Genomic DNA, 16,288 nt, shown 5'->3' on the forward strand with positions numbered 1-16,288 from the left:
GGTCTTCACCGAGCCCTGGCCGGACTCAGTCGAGCCCCCGTCGGACTTCGTCTGGCCAGTGCCGGACGTGGGCAAGACGGTCCCGGACACGGTCGAGACCCCGGCCGTCTTCGTCGGGGCCCCGTCGGACTTCGCCGAGCCCTGGTCGGACTTCGTCGAGCCGACGTCGGACTTGGTCGAGCCCTCATCGGTCTTCGCCGAGCCCTGGCCGGACTCGGTCGAGCCCTCGCCGGTCCTCGTCGAGCCGGTGCCGGACGTGGGCGAGCCGGTCCCGGACACGGTCGAGACCCCGGCCGTCTTCGTCGGGACCCCGTCGGACTTCGCCGAGCCCCCGGCCGTCTTCGTCGGGGCCTCGTCGGACTTGGTCGAGACCTCGGCCGTCTTTGTCGGGGCCCGGTCGTGTACCAGGGCGGACAGGTCGCCGAGTTCTTCGGGGAGTTTCGCGGACTCGCTGCGGCCGAGGCCGGCCATTTCGACGACCGTCACCCCGTCGGCGCCGCGCGTGGCCCGTACCCAGACGCGGCGGCGCTGGATGAACAGGGAGCCGGCCAGACCGACGATCGCGGTGAGCGCGCCGGCCAGGGCCCAGGTGGTGCCGGGCTGCTGGACGACCTGGAAGCCCGCCCACTCCTTGATCTGTTTGTCGAAGGTGATCGACCCGGCGCCGTTCGGCAGCTTCATGGTCTCGCCGGGGAGCAGCTGGGCCTTGAGGATGTTGCCCTTGGCGTCCTTGAACTGCTTCAGGTTCTTCGTGTCCAGCTGGTACACGTTCTGCGGGACGCCCGAGTTGACGCCCAGGTCGCCGTGGTAGCCGGTCACGTTGAGCACCGGGTAGTCGAGCCCGGGGTACTGGGAGAACATCGTGCCGCTGCCCTTGGCGTAGGTCGGCACGAACAGGGCGGCGAAACCGAGCTGTTCGGCGACGCCCTGGGTGTTCTTGTAGCCGTCGAGGACCTTGATCGCGCCCTGCGAGGTGACGTTGGAGTCGATCGGCAGCATCGGCACGGCCTGGTGGAGGACCACGTTGCCCTTGCCGTCCCGGACGGTGACGACCGGCGCGTACCCGTGGCTGACGAGGTAGACCTTCGAGTCGCCGATCTCCAGCGGCTCGTTGACCTTGATCGTGTGCTTCTCCGCCTTGCCGTAGGCACCGAGGCTGTAGGTGATGTCGGCCTGGAAGGTGCTCGGGGTGCCGCGGTTGGGGCCGGTGCGCTCGTAGGTGCCGACGAAGTTCTTCAGGTTGAAGCTGAACGGCACGAGGTCGTCGTCGCTGAAGAGGTTGCCGGACTTGAAGTCGTCGTACTGGGTGAGGGTGTTGGAGAAGCCGTCGCCCTCGACGATCAGCTTGTCGCCCTCGGACTTGAAGAGCTGGCCCCAGGCGAAGGCGATCAGCATCACGATCAGGGCGAGGTGGAAGAGGAGGTTGCCGGTCTCGCGCAGGTAGCCCTTCTCGGCGGCTACGGCGTCACCGTCGACGTGGGCCCGGAAACGCCGCTTCCGCAGCGTCGCGAGGGCGACCTCGCGGACCTCCTCGGGCTCGGCCTCGGTGCGCCAAGTGGCGTACGCGGGAAGGCGGTCGAGGCGCTTGGGCGCGCCCGGCGGGCGGCCTCGGAGCTGGCCGACGAACTGCCAGGTGCGCGGGATGATGCAGCCGATGAGGGAGATGAACAGCAGGACGTAGATCGCGCCGAACCAGGCCGAGCCGTAGACGTGGAAGAGACCCAGCTTCTGGTAGATCGGCCCGAGCGTCTTGTGCGCGTCCTGGAACTCGGAGACCTTCAGCGCGTCGGTGCCGGACTGCGGGATCAGCGAGCCGGGGACCGCGCCGAGCGACAGCAGGAACAGCAGCATCAGCGCGACCCGCATCGAGGTCAGCTGCCGCCAGAACCAGCGCGCCCAGCCGAGCACTTCACGACCGGTCCAGGCGAGCCAGCCGGTCGGGCCGGGGGCACGGTTGCCGCCGAAGGAACCGGGCATGGCGGTCTCGACGGGGGCCGTGGAGAGCTGGGAGCCGGCGGCGCCGAGGTCCTGGTCGTCGCCGGAGGGGTCGGCCCGGGGCGTCTCGGCGGGCGAGTCGGCGGTCGTCTTGCTCATCGATCAGATCCCTACAGTGAAGCCGTCGGACCAGCTCTGCATGTCCTGCACCAGCGCGTCCCAGGCGCCTGTGAGCAGCAGCACGCCGGTCACGATCATCATGGTGCCGCCGACGCGCATCACCCAGACGTAGTGGCGCTTGACCCAGCCGAAGGCACCGAGGGCCTTGCGGAACGCGACCGCGGTGAGGACGAAGGGGACACCCAGGCCGAGACAGTACGCGACGGTCAGTATGGCGCCGCGCCCGGCACTCGACTGCTGCGAGGAGAGCGCGATCACCGAGGCGAGCGTGGGGCCGATACAGGGCGTCCAGCCGATCCCGAACAGCGCGCCGAGAACGGGTGCTCCGATCAGCCCGGCGGCCGGCCGCTTGTGGAAGCGGAACTCACGCTGGGTCAGCCAGGGCATCATCCCCATGAAGAAGACGCCCATGAGGATCATGACCACGCCGAGCACCTTGGTCAGGACGTCCTTGTTCTCCTGGAGCGTGTACCCGAAGTAGCCGAACAGGGCCCCGCCGGAGACGAACACGGCGGTGAAACCCAGGACGAAGAGGGAAGCACCCATAACCATGCGGCCCTTGCGGGCGTCGCCCAGGTCGGTGCCGGTGACTCCCGTGACGTAGGAGAGGTAGCCGGGGACCAGCGGCAAGACGCACGGGGAGAAGAAGGAGACGAGCCCGCCGAGCACGGCAATGGGCAGCGCCAGCAGCAGAGCCCCGTCGCGGACCGTGCTGTTGGGTTCGGTGATGGCGGCGGCGAGCAGCACGTCAGCTCACTTCTCCGCGATGACCGGGTCGAGCATCTCGCGGAGCTTGTCCTCGCTGAGTGCCTGGAGTGCGCGGGCCGCGATCTTCCCGTCCCGGTCGATGACGATCGTGGAGGGGATGGCCTGCGGGTTGAGCGTGCCCTTCTTGAAGCGAAGCATCAGCCGGCCCGTCGGGTCGTAGAGACTCGGGTACGGGACCTCGTACTTCTTCTCGAAGGCGACGGCCGGTTCGGTGCTGGTGTCACGGGTGTTGAGGCCGACGAACTGGACGCCCTTGTCGGCCGTGGCCTTGGCGACCTGGACCAGGTTGTCCGCCTCGGCGCGGCACGGGGAGCACCAGGAGCCCCACACGTTGACGACGAGGACCTTGCCCTTGTAGTCGGCGGTGTTGAGGGTCTTGCCGTCGATGGTCTTGCCGGACAGGTCGGGGGCGGCCTGGCGGTCGCCCTTCTTGACGGTCGCGATGCCGTCGGAGCCGGTGATGAAGTTGGTGTTGCCCGAACCTCCGGAGGTCCCTCCGGAACTGCACGCGGACAGCACCAACGCGGCGACGGCTACACCGGCGGTCGACAGGACGGCGCGGCTACGGGCGCGACTGGCGGCACTCATGTGAAAAGTTTCGCATGCCCGTTCTGGGGATCTTGCGCGCCCCCCTCACGGGCGGAAAACCGCATTTCAGGCGACGTTTCAGACAGCGTTTCAGGCAGCGCTTCCGGTGGCCGACGAGGAACTGCTTCAGGCAGCGCTTCCGGTGGCCGACGAGGAACTGCTCGGGCTCGCGGCCAGGAACGACTTCCAGCCGCCGGACGGGGCCTGGCCGACATCGAGGGTGCGCAGCTGGGCCAGCACCTCGGGCTTCTGCACGTCGATCCAGTCGGTGAACTGCTTGAAGGAGACGAGCCGTACGTCCTCACCCTTCTCCTTCAGCTGGGCTATGTGCTTGAAGGCCTTCTCGACGGCGTCCATGTAGATGCCGCCGTTCCAGTGCTCGAAGTGGTTGCCGATGAAGAAGGGGGCACGGTTCGACTCGTACGCGCGCTGGAAGCCGGATATGTAGGCCTGCGCGGCCTGGGTACGCCAGCCCGGGTAGTTGTAGGCGGGCGCGTTGGTGGAGTTGACCGACTGGTTGGCCAGCATGTTGTAGTCCATCGAGAGGACCTCGAAGCTGTGCCCGGGGAAGGGGACGGCCTGGAGCGGGTAGTCCCACACGCCGTTGCGCTTCACGGGCCAGACCTGGCGGCCGCCGGGCGAGGAGGCGTCGTAGCGCCAGCCGAGGGAGCGGGCGGTGGGCAGCAGGTTGTCCTGGCCGAGCAGGCAGGGCGTGCGACCGCCGACGAGTTCCTTCTCGTAGTCGAAGGGCAGGGACGGCAGGTCGTGCCAACCGGTGTTGGTGCGCCACTCCTTGACGAAGGACTTGGCCTGGTCGATCTCGCTGCGCCACTGCTGGGGCGTCCAGTTGCCGACCGTGCCGTAGCCGGAGCAGAAGTGGCCGTTGAAGTGGGTGCCTATCTCGTGGCCCTCAAGCCACGCGCGGCGGACGTTGGTCAGGGTCGCCTTGACGTGTTCGTCGGTGAGGTAGCCGATGTCGGACGCGCCGCGCGGGTTGTTCGGCGGGTTGTACAGGCGCTTCTTCGACTCGGGCAGCAGATAGATGCCGGAGAGGAAGAAGGTCATGCTCGCGCCGTGCTGCTTGGCGAGGTCGAGGAAGCGGGGGAACAGGCCGTTGCCCACCTCGCCCGCGCCGTCCCAGGAGAAGATCACGAACTGCGGCGGGGTCTGCCCCGGCTCCAACGGCACGGGCTTCGCGGGCTGCTTGGGCTGCGCGCCGGTGAAGGACGTGGAGCCGTCACCGATGGGCTTGGCCCGGGGTTCCATGGACTTGGTGGGGCCACCGGAGGAGCCCTTCCCGGAACCGCTGGAGGAGCCGGAGGAGTTCGACCCGTGGGAGCCGAGCGTCCCGCACCCCGCGAGTCCTGCGGCCGCCGCGGCGCCCGCACCGACTCCGAGCGCTCCCCGTCGAGTGAGACTCCGCATTGCTTCCCCATCCGTCGCGTCCTCTGTGGTCTACCTGTGAGAGGACGCGACGGGCAAGAAAGTTCGCCTTGAACGGTGTGGGTTGCGAAACAAATGTCACAGAGCTGTCCCGACGACCGGCTCCGAGGAGTGAACGGACCGCGATTGTCAGGCGCCGAACGCTTTGTCCTTGCCCTTGACGGGCTTCGCGCCGGCGAGGAGGTGGGCCGGGACGAGATCGCGGGCCGGCTCGGTGTAGCCGACGGACACGATCTTGTCGCCGCGGTAGGTGAAGGTAGTCAGGGACGCGAGCGTGCACTGCCGCTTGCGCGGGTCGTGCCACAGCCGACGCCGCTCGACGTACGACCGCACGATCCAGATCGGCAGCTGATGGCTCACCAGCACCGCCTCGTGACCGCGCGCGGCGTCCTTGGCGGCGTCCAGCGCGGCCATCATGCGGACGACCTGGTCGACGTAGGGCTCGCCCCAGGACGGCTTGAACGGGTTGACGAGGTACTTCCAGTTGTCCGGCTTCTTCAGTGCCCCGTCGCCGACGCCGAAGGTCTTGCCCTGGAAGACGTTGTCGGCCTCGATGAGCCGCCCGTCGGTCGCGAGGTCGAGCCCGTGCGCCTTGGCGATCGGCGTGGCCGTCTCCTGCGCGCGCTCCAGCGGGGAGGCGACGACGTGCGTGACGTCGCGGGAGGAGAGGTGCTCGGCGACCCGGTCGGCCATCTGCCGCCCCAGCTCGGAGAGGTGGTAGCCGGGGAGACGGCCGTACAACACCCCTTCGGGGTTGGCGACTTCGCCGTGCCGCATCACGTGGACGACGGTGATGTCGGTGTCACTGCTGGTCATCGGGTGGCCTCCGCCGCCGCTTTGGCCGCCGCCGGGAGGGCGTCGGCGATCCGCTGGATGGCCCGTTCGTCGTGGGCCGTGGAAACGAACCAGGACTCGAAGGACGAGGGGGGCAGATAGACCCCGCTCGCCAGCATCGAGTGGAAGAACGCGGCGAAGCGGTACGACTCCTGCGCCTTGGCGTCCTCGTAGTTGCGCACCCTCCGGTCGGTGAAGAACACGGAGAACATGTTGGAGGCGTTCTGGATCCGGTGCGCGACACCTTCCCTGGTGAGCGCCTCGGTGACGAGCGACTGGACCTGCGCGGACACGGCGTCGATCGTGTCGTAGGCCGCGTCGTCGAGAAGGCGCAGCTGGGCGAGGCCGGCGGCGGTGGCGACGGGGTTTCCGGAGAGGGTGCCGGCCTGGTAGACGGGCCCGGCGGGGGCGAGGTGCGCCATGATGTCGGCGCGCCCGCCGAACGCGGCGGCGGGGAAGCCGCCGCCCATCACCTTGCCGAAGGTCATGAGGTCGGGCGTGACCCCGTCGATCCCGAACCAGCCGGCCCTGCTGGTGCGGAAGCCGGTCATGACCTCGTCGGAGATGAAGAGGGCACCGTTCTTCCGGCAGGCGTCCTTGAGCCCCTGGTTGAAGCCGGCCGTCGGCGGCACGACGCCCATGTTCCCGGGCGAGGCCTCCGTGATGACGCAGGCGATCTCACCGGGATGCCGGTGGAAGGCCTCGTTGACGGCTTCGAGGTCGTTGTACGGCAGGACGATCGTGTCGCCGGCCTGGGCCCCGGTGACGCCGGGGGTGTCGGGCAGCGCGAAGGTGGCGACCCCGGAACCGGCGGCGGCCAGGAGCGCGTCGACGTGACCGTGGTAACACCCGGCGAACTTGATGACCTTGGGCCGTCCGGTGAAGCCGCGGGCGAGCCGGATGGCGGACATGGTCGCCTCGGTGCCGCTGCTGACGAGCCGCACCTGCTGCACGGGCTCGACGCGGGCGACGATCTCCTCGGCGAGCGCGACCTCGCCCTCGCCGGGGGTGCCGAAGGAGGTGCCGCGGGAGACGGCGTCGTGGACGGCGGCGATCACGTCGGGCTGGGAGTGCCCGAGGATCATCGGACCCCAGGAGCAGACGAGGTCGACGTACTCGCGCCCGTCCGCGTCCGTCAGATAGGGGCCGTTGCCGGAGACCATGAACCGGGGCGTGCCGCCGACGGCGCGGAAGGCGCGCACCGGGGAGTTCACGCCGCCCGGTGTGACGACCGACGCACGGTCGAAGAGAGCCTGCGAGACGGGCGCATCGTATGGATAGGGCAGGGCGTGCGGCGCTCCGCTCGCCCCTCCGCTGGGCGTTTCGCTTGGCGTTTCGGTCATGACCTGCGACTTCTCCGGCTTCTCGGGCTTCTCGGGATGAGCTGGGGCTCCGGTGACTCAGTGATCTCATCAGGGTAGGCGGCGGGAGACCGGGCAGGGGCCCCCACCCGTCTGCGAGACTGGGACCTGATACACACAGACACACACAGCTCATGCGGGCGACGGTGTTCAGGGCTTGCGCAGATCCTGCGGACAGGTGTTTCAGCGCACGTTTCGGCGGGCGGCCGTGGGGGAGGTCACTGACACGATGATCGGGTTGCGCGGCGAGGGTCACGCGTCCTGGAAAAGCAGTCGGGTGGAGATATGCATCGCGGTGGCGGACTGGGCGAGGGGACTGACGACCTGGGTCCTCGGCGTGCCCGGCGGGGGAAGCACCGGCGCGACGAGGAGGAAGCCGCCGAAGCACGGCGGGGCGGGCCCGGATCGGGCCTGGGTCCGGGTGCGGGTTCGGGATCCGGCTTGGGTTCGGGTGAGTCGGATCGGGATGAGCGACGTATCGAACGTCGGATCGATCAGTTGCGGGCGGGGAGCAGGAATGGTGGTCGGGTGGGGGTGACCTACAAATACTTCGGCGCGCCCGACGGCGCGACCGCGGCCCGCGTCCCGATCTCGATGCGCCCCGAGGAACTCGGCGGCGACGAGCTCGGGATGAACGGCATGTTCACCAAGATCAAGCCGGAGACGATGGCCGCGATGGTCCTCACCGGCATCGAGGGCGTCCCGCTCAACAAGGTGCCCCCGCTGGAACTGGTGGTCCTGCACCCGGACTACGCGGTCGTCAAACTCCCGATGACGGTCGTCGACCCGCTCCGCGGAATCGGCGAGGAGGCGGTCGGCGCGGCGGCGTTCATCTGGTCGACGGTGCCGGACCGGGGTGGTCCTCGGGACGCGTTCAACGTGTACCAACTGCTGCACGAGTGGCAGGACTTCAGCCATCGGCTGCATGAGGCGGGGCATCAGCCCTATTGCCTGGTGTGGCCGTGAGGTGAGAGTTCGTGGTGTGGGTGGGGCGGGGTTCTCGGACCCCGCCTTCTTCATGTCCCGGGAGGGACCGTCGGGCGACCGATCAGTGTGTCGAGGGCCGGTACGTGACCCCGAAGCGGAACTCCCGCTGCCGGCCGGGTTCCAGGGACAGGGCGTCGGCGTGTTCGGGGCGGTTGTAGGCGTCGGTGGGGGCCTCGACGGGTTCCAGGGCGATGGAGGCTCGCCGGTCGCGGGCCAGGGTGTCGCCGGTGAAGACGTGCATGTAGCCGCCGTGCTGCCACACCCGTAGTCCGGCTCCGGTCGCGGGGTCGCCCAGTACCGTCTCGCTGCGGCCGTCGGGTCCGGGGGCCAGGTCTGCGAAGCAGGCGTCGATGACCGCGTCGCCGAGCCTCCTGGGCGTACGGAAGTCCAGGTCGGGGCAGCGGCTCAGGGGCAGCAGGGCCTCCTTTCCGCGCAGGGGGACGAGGGACGCGTCGGTGCGGATCAGGGTGTGGGCGGGGATCTGCAGGACGAGTTCGTCGACGGGGCGGGACAGGGTGAAGTACGGGTGCCAGCCCGACGCGTAGGGGGCGGTGGTCTCCCCCACGTTCGTCGCCCGGATCTCGATGCCCAGCTCGCGGCGGCCGATCGTGTACTCCACGTCGAGGTCCAGCGCGAACGGGTAACCGGGGTACCTGTCCGGTCTGATGCTCGTGCTGCGCAGCAGCAGCCGTGCGGAGTCGAGCGTCGTGGTGGCCCCGACGAGCCGGAACGGCGCTTCGCGTGCGAAGCCGTGGTAGATCGTGCGGTCACCGAGACGGCCGGGCAGCAGGTCGTGGTCGTGGCCGCCGTAGTGGTAGCGGCCGTCGGCTACGCGGTTGGAGAACGGGGCGAGGAGGCCCGCCCGTACGCCGTCCTGCGACCGCAGTTCCGCCTCGTCGCGGTAGCCGTCCGTCAGCTCAGCCAGTTCAGTCGGTTCAGTGAGCTGCCCGGGTGCTTCGCGTGCGACCTGCCAGCTCAGCAGCGTCGCTCCGCGCAGGGCGAGGACGGCGCGTGCGGCACCGTCGGGCGCGGAGACGGTCACGGTGGGTTCGTCGCCGAGGCGGCCTTCGGCGATCCGGTACTCGTCGGGCATCCGGTACTCGTAAGGCATCCGATGCTCGTAGGGCATCCGATGCTCGTCGGGCGTCCCGCCCCCGCCTGTCACCGGGCCTCCGGAACGAGCCTCTTCACCACCGTCACGACCCGTCACCCGGCCTCCGGTACGAACCTCTTCACCCCCGTCACGACCCGTCACCCCGCTTCCGGAACGAGCTTCTTCGCCCCCGTCATGATGGCCACCGCGTCCTCCATCGAGTGCGACCGCGGGGTGATGACCCCGGCGCAGCCGCCGAGGCGCTGGATGTGGATGCGGTCGGCGACGTCGAAGACATTGGGCATGTTGTGGCTGATCAGGATGACGCCGAGGCCCTGGTCGCGCAGGTCGCGGACGAGTTTGAGGACCTGGCCGGTCTCGCGGACGCCCAGCGCGGCGGTGGGTTCGTCGAGGATGACGACCCGGCCGCCGAAGGCACCCGCGCGGGCGACGGCCACCGACTGGCGCTGGCCGCCGGAGAGTGTCTCCACGGCCTGGTTGATGTTCTGCAGGGTGCTGATGCCCAACCGCTTGATGTGGTCGGCCGCCTGACGCTTCATCTCACCGGTGTCGAGCATGCGGAACACCGAGCCGAGCACACCCTTGCGGCGGATCTCGCGGGCGAGGAACAGGTTGCTGGCGATGTCCAGCGCCGGGGCCACGGCGAGGGTCTGGTACACCGTCTCGATGCCGGCCTCGCGGGCGTCCTGCGGGCGTTTGAAGTTCACCTCGGAGCCGTCGACCAGGATGCTGCCCCGATCGGGGACGAGCGCCCCGGAGAGGCACTTGATCAGGGTGGACTTGCCGGCGCCGTTGTCGCCGATGACGGCGAGGACCTCGCCGGGGTAGAGGGTGAGGTCGACGTCGCTCAGACCGACGACCCGGCCGAAGACCTTGACCAGGCCCTTGGCCTCAAGAACGGGGGCAGAGACAGGAACAGGGGCAGGGACAGTCGTCATGACTTCACACTCCTTATCCACTGGTCGACGGAGACAGCCGCGATCACCAGCACGCCGACCGTCAGGACTTGGTAGTTGGGGTCGATCCCGGCCAGCGCCAGCCCGTTGACGAAGACCTGGACGATGAGCGCGCCGATCAGCGAGCCGAGCACCACACCGCGTCCGCCGAACAGACTGGTGCCGCCGATGACGACGGCGGTGATGGACTGCAGGTTGGCGTTGAGGCCGCTGTTCGGGTCGCCGCCGCCGACCCGGCCGACCAGGATCCAGGCGCCCACCGCGATGGCGAACCCGCCGACCACGTACGCGCTCAGCAGCACCCGGTTGACGGAGATGCCGGCCAGGCGGGCGGCCTCGATGTCGTCGCCCACGGCGTACAGGTGGCGGCCCCAGGCGGTGTAGCGCAGCGCGTAGCCGATCACCGCGTACAGGGCGATCATGAGCAGGACGCCGGTGGTCAGGTTCAGTTGCCCGATGGAGACCGTGTCCGCGCTCCACATGAGGATGTTGCCGGGTTGCAGGGAAACGGTCTGGCCCTTGGCGTAGATGAGTGTGATCGCGGTGAAGATGCTGAGGGTGCCGAGCGTGACGATGAACGGTGGCAGCTTGATCTTCGTCACCAGCAGCCCGTTGACGGCCTGCGCGGCGATCGCGACGGCGGCTCCCGCGAGCAGGGCCAGGACGCCCGGCAGGTGGTTGTCCGCGACGAGCTTCGACATCAGCAGCGAGGCCAGCACCATGACCGCGCCGATGGACAGGTCGATGCCGGCCGTGAGGATGATGACGGTCTGGCCGACGGCCAACGAGCCGATGACGGCCACCTGTTGGGCGACGAGCGACAGGTTCTGCAAGGCGTAGAAGCGGTCGTTGACCAGGGAGAACACGATGGCGGCGAGCACCAGGACGATCGCCGGGCTGAGGGCCGGCTGACGGTGCAGCACCGACTGGATGCGCTGGGCCGGCGTGGCGGGCCGGTTGAGGAAGTCCTCCGCCGGCGCCGGTGTCGCTTCACTGTCCACGTGGGTGGTCACAGGGGGTCCTTCCGCTTCTGTCCCTCGTGCGGGCCTTCGTAGGAACGAACTGATGAGGTACGGGCCATGAGAGGTACCGGCTCATGCGATACGAGCCATGCGGTACGAGCCGTGCGGTACGAGCCATGCCGTACGGGCTCGTCGGCTCGTGCGGTGCGGGTGCGCCGCCGGTGCCAGGACGGCTGTCGGCACCGGCGGCGCACCCGGCCGGCCGGGTCAGCTGCCCCAGCAGGCGGAAGCGGCCTGCGACGGGGACTGGACCGTCAGACCCCCGAGGGGCTTGGCGGCGGCCAGCGCGGTGCCGGTGTCGTAGAACGACTTGCCGTTGGTGACGCTGGGCTTGCTGCCGCCGCGGGCCAGCTTCGCGATGGAGCTGACGCCGAGGGCCGCCATCTTGCCGGGGTACTGCACGGCGTCGGCGGCGAACTTGCCGCTGGTGACGTTCTTCAGGCCCGAGCAGCTGCCGTCGATCGCGTAGATCGCGACGCTCTTCTCCTTGTTCGCCGCCTTCAGCGCGTTGTACGCGCCCTCGCCCGCCGGCTCGTTGATCGCGTAGACCACGTTGATGTCCGGGTTGGCCGACAGGCAGTTCTCCATCGCGGTGCGTCCGCCGTCGATGGCGCCCTGGGTCGGCTGGTGGCAGGCGATCTTGTACGTGCCGCCCGTACCGCCGGTGTACTTCCCGGACTTGGCCTCCTTGCCGTTCTCCGTCTTGCTGCCCGGGTCGATGCCCATGCCCTCCAGGAAGCCGTGGTCACGGTCGATGTCCACCGAGACGACCTGGTTGTTGAACAGGTCGAGCATGGCGATGACCGCGGGCTTGCCGTTCAGGGCCGCCGCCGCGTACTGGCCGTCGAGCTTGCCCGCCTGCTCGTTGTCGGTCGCGTAGGTGATGTCCGCGACGTTCGCCGGGTTGGGCGCGGTGTCCAGGGCGATCACGAAGAGGCCGGCCTGCTTGGCACGCTTCAGCGCGGTGTTCACCGCGTCGCCGTTGGTGGTGATCAGGATGCCCTTGTCGCCGCGCGAGACGGCGTTGTCGATGGCGGTGATCTGGGTCTGGGTGTCGCCGTCCGAGGTTCCCGCCGCCACCGTGAGGCTCACCTTGTCCTTGGTGGCCTGCGTCTTGGCGTCCTTCTCCATGCTCACGAAGTACGGGTTGCTCAGCGTCTTCAGGATCAGTGACACACCCACCTTCCCGCTGCCGGACGACGAGGAGCCCGAGTCGGAGGAACCGCAGGCCGCGAGGGTGGCGCCGAGGCAGAAGGTGACGCCGACGGCTGCCGCCCGGGTGCGCCGACTGCGGAGGCCCGACGCCTGGCTGGAGGAGAGGTTCATGACGTGATCCCTTTCGAGCCGTCGCTTGGTCGACGCTGAGACAACGTTGACTCGACGGGATAGTGGTCCCGTATGGACGAGCGCGTCAAGGCACTGGTAAACATGCGTCGGCAACGAGTCGGTAACGCAGAATCGGTTGGAGACAACGATGACCCTGGGCGAGCCGCCGTCGCGGTCCCCGCGCAGCCGCCCCACCATGCGCGAGGTGGCGGCACTGGCAGGCGTCGCCATCAAGACGGTCTCCCGCGTGGTCAACGAGGTGCCCACCGTCGATCCGGTCATCGCCGCCCGGGTGCGTGACGCGGCCGACAAACTGGGCTACCGGCCGAACCTGACCGCCAGCAGCCTGCGGCGCGGGGACGGCCGTACGGCCACGATCGGGATGCTCGTCGAGGACTCCGCGAACCCCTTCTCGGCGGCCCTGACCCGCACCGTCGAGAACGTGGCACGGGGGCGCGGAGTGCTCGTACTCGTCGGAAGCCTGGACGAGGACCCGGCCCGGGAACGGGAGTTGGCCCGCGCTCTCATCGACCGGCGGGTCGACGGCCTGGTGATCGTGCCGGCCGGGCGCGACCACAGCTATCTGATCAGCGAGCAGCGGTCGGGCACCCGTATGGTCTTCGTCGACCGCGAGCCCAGCCTGCTCGACGCGGACACCGTCGTCTCCGACAACCGGCAGGGCGCCCTCATCGCCGTCGACCACCTGCTGAAGGCGGGCCACCGCCGCATCGCCTACCTCGGCGACCGCGCGACCATCTCCACCGCCGGCCAGCGTTTCGACGGCTACCGGCACGCCCTGGAAATCGGGCACATCGCGTACGACGACGAGATCGTCCGGCACACCGGGGCCAGCGAGGAGTCCGCGATCGCCGCGACCCGGCGGCTCCTGGCGCTGCCGAACCCGCCCACCGCGCTGTTCACCAGCCAGAACCTCGTCACCATAGGAGCCGTACGAGCCCTGCGCGCCCTCGGCCTGCAGGACACCGTCGCCCACGTGGGCTTCGACGACTTCCCCCTGGCCGACATCCTCAGCCCGGGGATCTCCGTCATCGCCCAGGACGTCGAGCAACTGGGCAGGACAGCCGCCGAGATGCTCTTCCGCAGACTGGACGGCGACCAGTCACCCACCCGCACCGTCACCATTCCGACCCGACTGATCGAGCGGGGCTCCGGCGAGATCCCGGCGGGAGAACCCCACCAGGACTGACCCGCTACGGCTGCCCCGCCGCCGGCCGGCGACCGGTGAAGCCCTCATGAAAGGCTGCGCCGTCCAGACTAACTACTGTCCGGCCTGCGATTGGTTAGAAGTGACCCCACCCCGGCAACAAGAACCTTCGTCAGGCCGTGGTCACCGTCAGGCCCTCCGGCGCCGTCACCTGTGCTGTTCCGTCTGCCGGGACCGTGATGGCCAGTCGGTCCCCGTCGACCTGGAGGCCGTTCACGGTCAGTGGGCCGTAGACGCGGGCGAGGGTGGGGGGCGCTGCGATCGTGCCGGCCGGGACGTCCGCGGTCAGGCCGAGGGCGGACTGGAGTACCAGGACCGAGGACGCCGCCGCCCAGGCCCGGGGGCGGCAGGACGCGGGGTAGGGGGGCTGCAACGGGGCCCACCTCGGTGCCGTGGCCGGCGAAGAGTTCGGGGAAGACGGGCGTCGAAGACCGGGGCGGCCGGGCGGCGTTGGGGCATGAACTCGTCGACTGCCTGTGGTCGGTGGTGATTCTCGCGCACCGCTACGAAGTCGATCTGGCAGCCGCGTTCCGCCGCACCATGAGGGAACTCCACGTGTCCGTCAGCGCTCAGCTCGACCGGCAGCGACTGACGGAGGCCTGAGGGCCCGAGCCGGCGGCGGATTCGGCGCCGGTCCGGCCAGCGTGCCTGAACTCCGGCCAGGGCAACTGTCGCGACATCACCCGGCATCCGGACACCCGGGCGGCCGGAGCCCGCCCCGAGCCGCGATGCGTGCACGGATACCCCGTTCTCCGCCATCAGCGCGTGGAACTGCTGCCGCTCGTAGGGCACACCCGGCGGCAGACCGGCGATGTGCCAGTGCAGATGCGCGTTGCCCTGCCGGCTCCCCAGCGAGTACAGGTACGTCCGCTCGGCTCCCACGCAGTCCTCCACCGCGAGGGCGATCTCGCGGACGACGGGCATGGGCCACCGGTCGAGGAACGCGATGTGGTCCGCGTCCTCGAAGACCGTGTGATGCCCGTATCCGGGGTGCCCCGACACGAAGGCGCACACGAAGCACGGCCCCCGACGGGCCCTGTCCTCATAGGCGTCCAACTCGGCTCGCCACCCTTCCCGTTCCGCGGAGTTCGTACGGGGCATGGTCGTCCACCGAGGATCACGCCCCCGGAGTGACCGTCCGGCGCCCTACGGCCGGAAGCAGTCGATCGCGAGTTCCATCAGGCGGTCGGCCTGGGCCACACCCTCGGGGTTGTCGGGCGTGTGCCACAGGCAGCTCAGGAGCATGATCACGGTCGACGCCGTTCACGCAGGAGGACTGGACGAACGTCGACGCCGACATCGCGTCGTACCAGAGGTCGAAGGGGTCCCGCCCTCGGGCCGGACGATCTGCGGTCGCTGCGGATCGTCCGGGGCGTGCTCGACGGTGAGATGGCCATCTGCCCGCCGTCCGGGACGTGGCGGACCTCCATCTGCGCGCCATGACCGACCCCGCGGCGGCCGGTGAGCGCCGGCTCGGCGCCCGCACCGCCAAGGCACCCACACGTGAACTGCCCCTGCCGCGTTTCCTCGGCCGGTTCAACCCCCAAACTCCGGAGAGCCTCCTCGCACGCGGCCCGGCAACGGGGACGTGAGACCACTCCCGACGGGCGGCGGAAACACTTCGGAACTTGGGGAACCGTATTGCCCGGTGTGGCCCTGACCCCGACGGCAGGCGTGTCAGGATGATGATCTGACAGCGACTCTTCAAGACGGAGCCTGGCCTCATGACCTCTCCCAGCGGGGACGGCAGTGGCACGCAGCCACTGATCATCGACACCAGCAAGCCCCACCCGGCCCGGATGTACGACTACTTCCTCGGCGGCAAGGACAACTACGAGGTCGACCGGGAGGCCGCCGAGCAGTTCATCAAGGCGGCGCCGGAGGTGCGGGAGGGCGTGCGGGCCAACCGGCGCTTCATGCACCGGGCCGTCCGGCACGTCGTCGAGGAGGGCGGGGTACGGCAGATCCTCGACATCGGCACCGGCCTGCCCACCGAGCCGAACGTGCACCAGATCGCGCACGCCATCGCCCCGGACACGCGGATCGTCTACGTCGACAACGACCCGATCGTCAGCACGCACTCGATGGCCCTCATGGAGGACACCGACACCTCCGTCATCCTGGCCGACCTGCGCGACCCCCGCTCGATCCTCGACCACCCCGAGGTCCGCAAGGCCATCGACTTCGACCAGCCGGTCGCGGTCCTGCTCGTCGCCGTCGTGCACTTCCTGTCCGACGAGGGTGACGACCCCTACGGCATCGTCGCCACCCTGCGCGACGCGCTGCCCGCCGGTTCCTACCTCGTCCTGTCGCACGCCACGGGCGATGTCCACGAGGACGGCCGGCACGACGCGGCGTCCGTCTACAACCGGGCCACCGCCACCCTCAACCTCCGCGCCCACGCCCAAGTCCTGGACTTCTTCGGCGACTTCACCCTCGTTGACCCGGGCCTGGTCCGCGTCACCCACTGGCGGCCCGAGGAGATCCCGGCCCCCGGCGCCGCGCCGATCGGCATCTACGGCGGGGTGGCCCGCAAGGACAACTGACCA

General features: G+C 69.4%; 15 protein-coding genes and 1 pseudogene. 5 read left to right on the forward strand and 11 right to left on the reverse strand.

The annotated features are described in order from the left end of the window. Positions 1 to 249: 249 nt before the first annotated feature. The 6 genes and pseudogenes from resB to hemL all read right to left on the reverse strand — a co-directional run. Positions 250 to 2,094, reverse strand: a pseudogene (gene resB / locus OG226_RS22460) (cytochrome c biogenesis protein ResB); the annotation flags it as partial. A gap of 3 nt (positions 2,095 to 2,097) precedes the next feature. After that, entirely contained in the window at positions 2,098 to 2,859 is a 762-nt protein-coding gene (locus OG226_RS22465) for a cytochrome c biogenesis CcdA family protein (RefSeq protein ID WP_329353472.1), read from the reverse strand. Positions 2,860 to 2,868: 9 nt separating this feature from the next. Then, positions 2,869 to 3,471, reverse strand: a complete 603-nt coding sequence (locus OG226_RS22470; RefSeq protein WP_328680350.1) for a TlpA family protein disulfide reductase — start codon at positions 3,469 to 3,471, stop codon at positions 2,869 to 2,871. Between the two features lie 126 nt (positions 3,472 to 3,597). Continuing rightward, positions 3,598 to 4,896 (reverse strand): hypothetical protein, encoded by a 1,299-nt coding sequence (locus OG226_RS22475; protein WP_329349837.1) that lies wholly within the window; start codon positions 4,894 to 4,896, stop codon positions 3,598 to 3,600. 147 nt (positions 4,897 to 5,043) lie between these two features. Beyond that, positions 5,044 to 5,730 carry a histidine phosphatase family protein gene (locus OG226_RS22480; RefSeq protein ID WP_327402124.1) on the reverse strand — a complete coding sequence of 229 codons (687 nt, stop codon included), beginning with the start codon at positions 5,728 to 5,730 and terminating at the stop codon, positions 5,044 to 5,046. Beyond that, positions 5,727 to 7,091: a glutamate-1-semialdehyde 2,1-aminomutase gene (gene hemL / locus OG226_RS22485; RefSeq protein ID WP_329349838.1), complete on the reverse strand. Its 1,365-nt coding sequence runs from the start codon at positions 7,089 to 7,091 to the stop codon at positions 5,727 to 5,729. The genes OG226_RS22480 and hemL overlap by 4 nt, the downstream gene beginning before the upstream one ends. A gap of 546 nt (positions 7,092 to 7,637) precedes the next feature. Between hemL and OG226_RS22490 the strand changes: the two genes are divergently transcribed. Continuing rightward, positions 7,638 to 8,075 carry a hypothetical protein gene (locus OG226_RS22490; RefSeq protein ID WP_019061278.1) on the forward strand — a complete coding sequence of 146 codons (438 nt, stop codon included), beginning with the start codon at positions 7,638 to 7,640 and terminating at the stop codon, positions 8,073 to 8,075. 82 nt (positions 8,076 to 8,157) lie between these two features. Here OG226_RS22490 and OG226_RS22495 read toward each other — a convergent pair whose 3' ends face one another. The 4 genes from OG226_RS22495 to OG226_RS22510 form a co-directional block, all read right to left on the reverse strand. Beyond that, complete coding sequence (locus OG226_RS22495) at positions 8,158 to 9,225, reverse strand: aldose 1-epimerase (protein ID WP_329349839.1); 1,068 nt, start codon at positions 9,223 to 9,225, stop codon at positions 8,158 to 8,160. Between the two features lie 122 nt (positions 9,226 to 9,347). Next, positions 9,348 to 10,148 (reverse strand): ATP-binding cassette domain-containing protein, encoded by an 801-nt coding sequence (locus tag OG226_RS22500; protein ID WP_329349840.1) that lies wholly within the window; start codon positions 10,146 to 10,148, stop codon positions 9,348 to 9,350. Continuing rightward, positions 10,145 to 11,179, reverse strand: a complete 1,035-nt coding sequence (locus tag OG226_RS22505) for an ABC transporter permease (RefSeq protein ID WP_328680355.1) — start codon at positions 11,177 to 11,179, stop codon at positions 10,145 to 10,147. Before OG226_RS22505 ends, OG226_RS22500 begins: the two co-directional genes overlap by 4 nt. Positions 11,180 to 11,395: 216 nt before the next feature. Then, positions 11,396 to 12,514: a substrate-binding domain-containing protein gene (locus OG226_RS22510; protein ID WP_329349841.1), complete on the reverse strand. Its 1,119-nt coding sequence runs from the start codon at positions 12,512 to 12,514 to the stop codon at positions 11,396 to 11,398. Between the two features lie 148 nt (positions 12,515 to 12,662). On the opposite strand from OG226_RS22510, the gene OG226_RS22515 reads away from it, so the two are divergent. Beyond that, positions 12,663 to 13,721, forward strand: a complete 1,059-nt coding sequence (locus OG226_RS22515; RefSeq protein WP_329349842.1) for a LacI family DNA-binding transcriptional regulator — start codon at positions 12,663 to 12,665, stop codon at positions 13,719 to 13,721. Positions 13,722 to 13,851: 130 nt separating this feature from the next. Here the strand turns inward: OG226_RS22515 and OG226_RS22520 are convergent, their stop codons facing one another. Next, on the reverse strand, positions 13,852 to 14,112 hold the full coding sequence (locus OG226_RS22520; RefSeq protein WP_329349843.1) for a hypothetical protein: 261 nt from the start codon (positions 14,110 to 14,112) through the stop codon (positions 13,852 to 13,854). A gap of 14 nt (positions 14,113 to 14,126) precedes the next feature. Here OG226_RS22520 and OG226_RS22525 point away from each other — a divergent pair, with 14 nt between their 5' ends. The 3 genes from OG226_RS22525 (at position 14,127) to OG226_RS22535 (ending at position 16,285) form a co-directional block, all read left to right on the forward strand. Continuing rightward, on the forward strand, positions 14,127 to 14,342 hold the full coding sequence (locus OG226_RS22525) for a hypothetical protein (RefSeq protein WP_329349844.1): 216 nt from the start codon (positions 14,127 to 14,129) through the stop codon (positions 14,340 to 14,342). A gap of 812 nt (positions 14,343 to 15,154) precedes the next feature. Beyond that, positions 15,155 to 15,331: a hypothetical protein gene (locus OG226_RS22530; RefSeq protein WP_329349845.1), complete on the forward strand. Its 177-nt coding sequence runs from the start codon at positions 15,155 to 15,157 to the stop codon at positions 15,329 to 15,331. Positions 15,332 to 15,463: 132 nt separating this feature from the next. Further along, on the forward strand, positions 15,464 to 16,285 hold the full coding sequence (locus OG226_RS22535; RefSeq protein ID WP_328680359.1) for an SAM-dependent methyltransferase: 822 nt from the start codon (positions 15,464 to 15,466) through the stop codon (positions 16,283 to 16,285). Positions 16,286 to 16,288: the final 3 nt, after the last annotated feature.

It is taken from the genome of Streptomyces sp. NBC_01261 (genome assembly GCF_036226385.1).
Taxonomy (GTDB): Bacteria; Actinomycetota; Actinomycetes; order Streptomycetales; family Streptomycetaceae; genus Streptomyces.

Coding starts and splice junctions, on each gene's coding strand:
- OG226_RS22470 (WP_328680350.1), bottom strand. CDS start 3,471: ATGAGTGCCGCCAGTCGCGCCCGTAGCCGCGCCGTCCTGTCGACCGCC.
- OG226_RS22475 (WP_329349837.1), bottom strand. CDS start 4,896: ATGCGGAGTCTCACTCGACGGGGAGCGCTCGGAGTCGGTGCGGGCGCC.
- OG226_RS22480 (WP_327402124.1), bottom strand. CDS start 5,730: ATGACCAGCAGTGACACCGACATCACCGTCGTCCACGTGATGCGGCAC.
- hemL (WP_329349838.1), bottom strand. CDS start 7,091: ATGACCGAAACGCCAAGCGAAACGCCCAGCGGAGGGGCGAGCGGAGCG.
- OG226_RS22495 (WP_329349839.1), bottom strand. CDS start 9,225: ATGCCCTACGAGCATCGGATGCCTTACGAGTACCGGATGCCCGACGAG.
- OG226_RS22500 (WP_329349840.1), bottom strand. CDS start 10,148: ATGACGACTGTCCCTGCCCCTGTTCCTGTCTCTGCCCCCGTTCTTGAG.
- OG226_RS22510 (WP_329349841.1), bottom strand. CDS start 12,514: ATGAACCTCTCCTCCAGCCAGGCGTCGGGCCTCCGCAGTCGGCGCACC.
- OG226_RS22515 (WP_329349842.1), top strand. CDS start 12,663: ATGACCCTGGGCGAGCCGCCGTCGCGGTCCCCGCGCAGCCGCCCCACC.
- OG226_RS22535 (WP_328680359.1), top strand. CDS start 15,464: ATGACCTCTCCCAGCGGGGACGGCAGTGGCACGCAGCCACTGATCATC.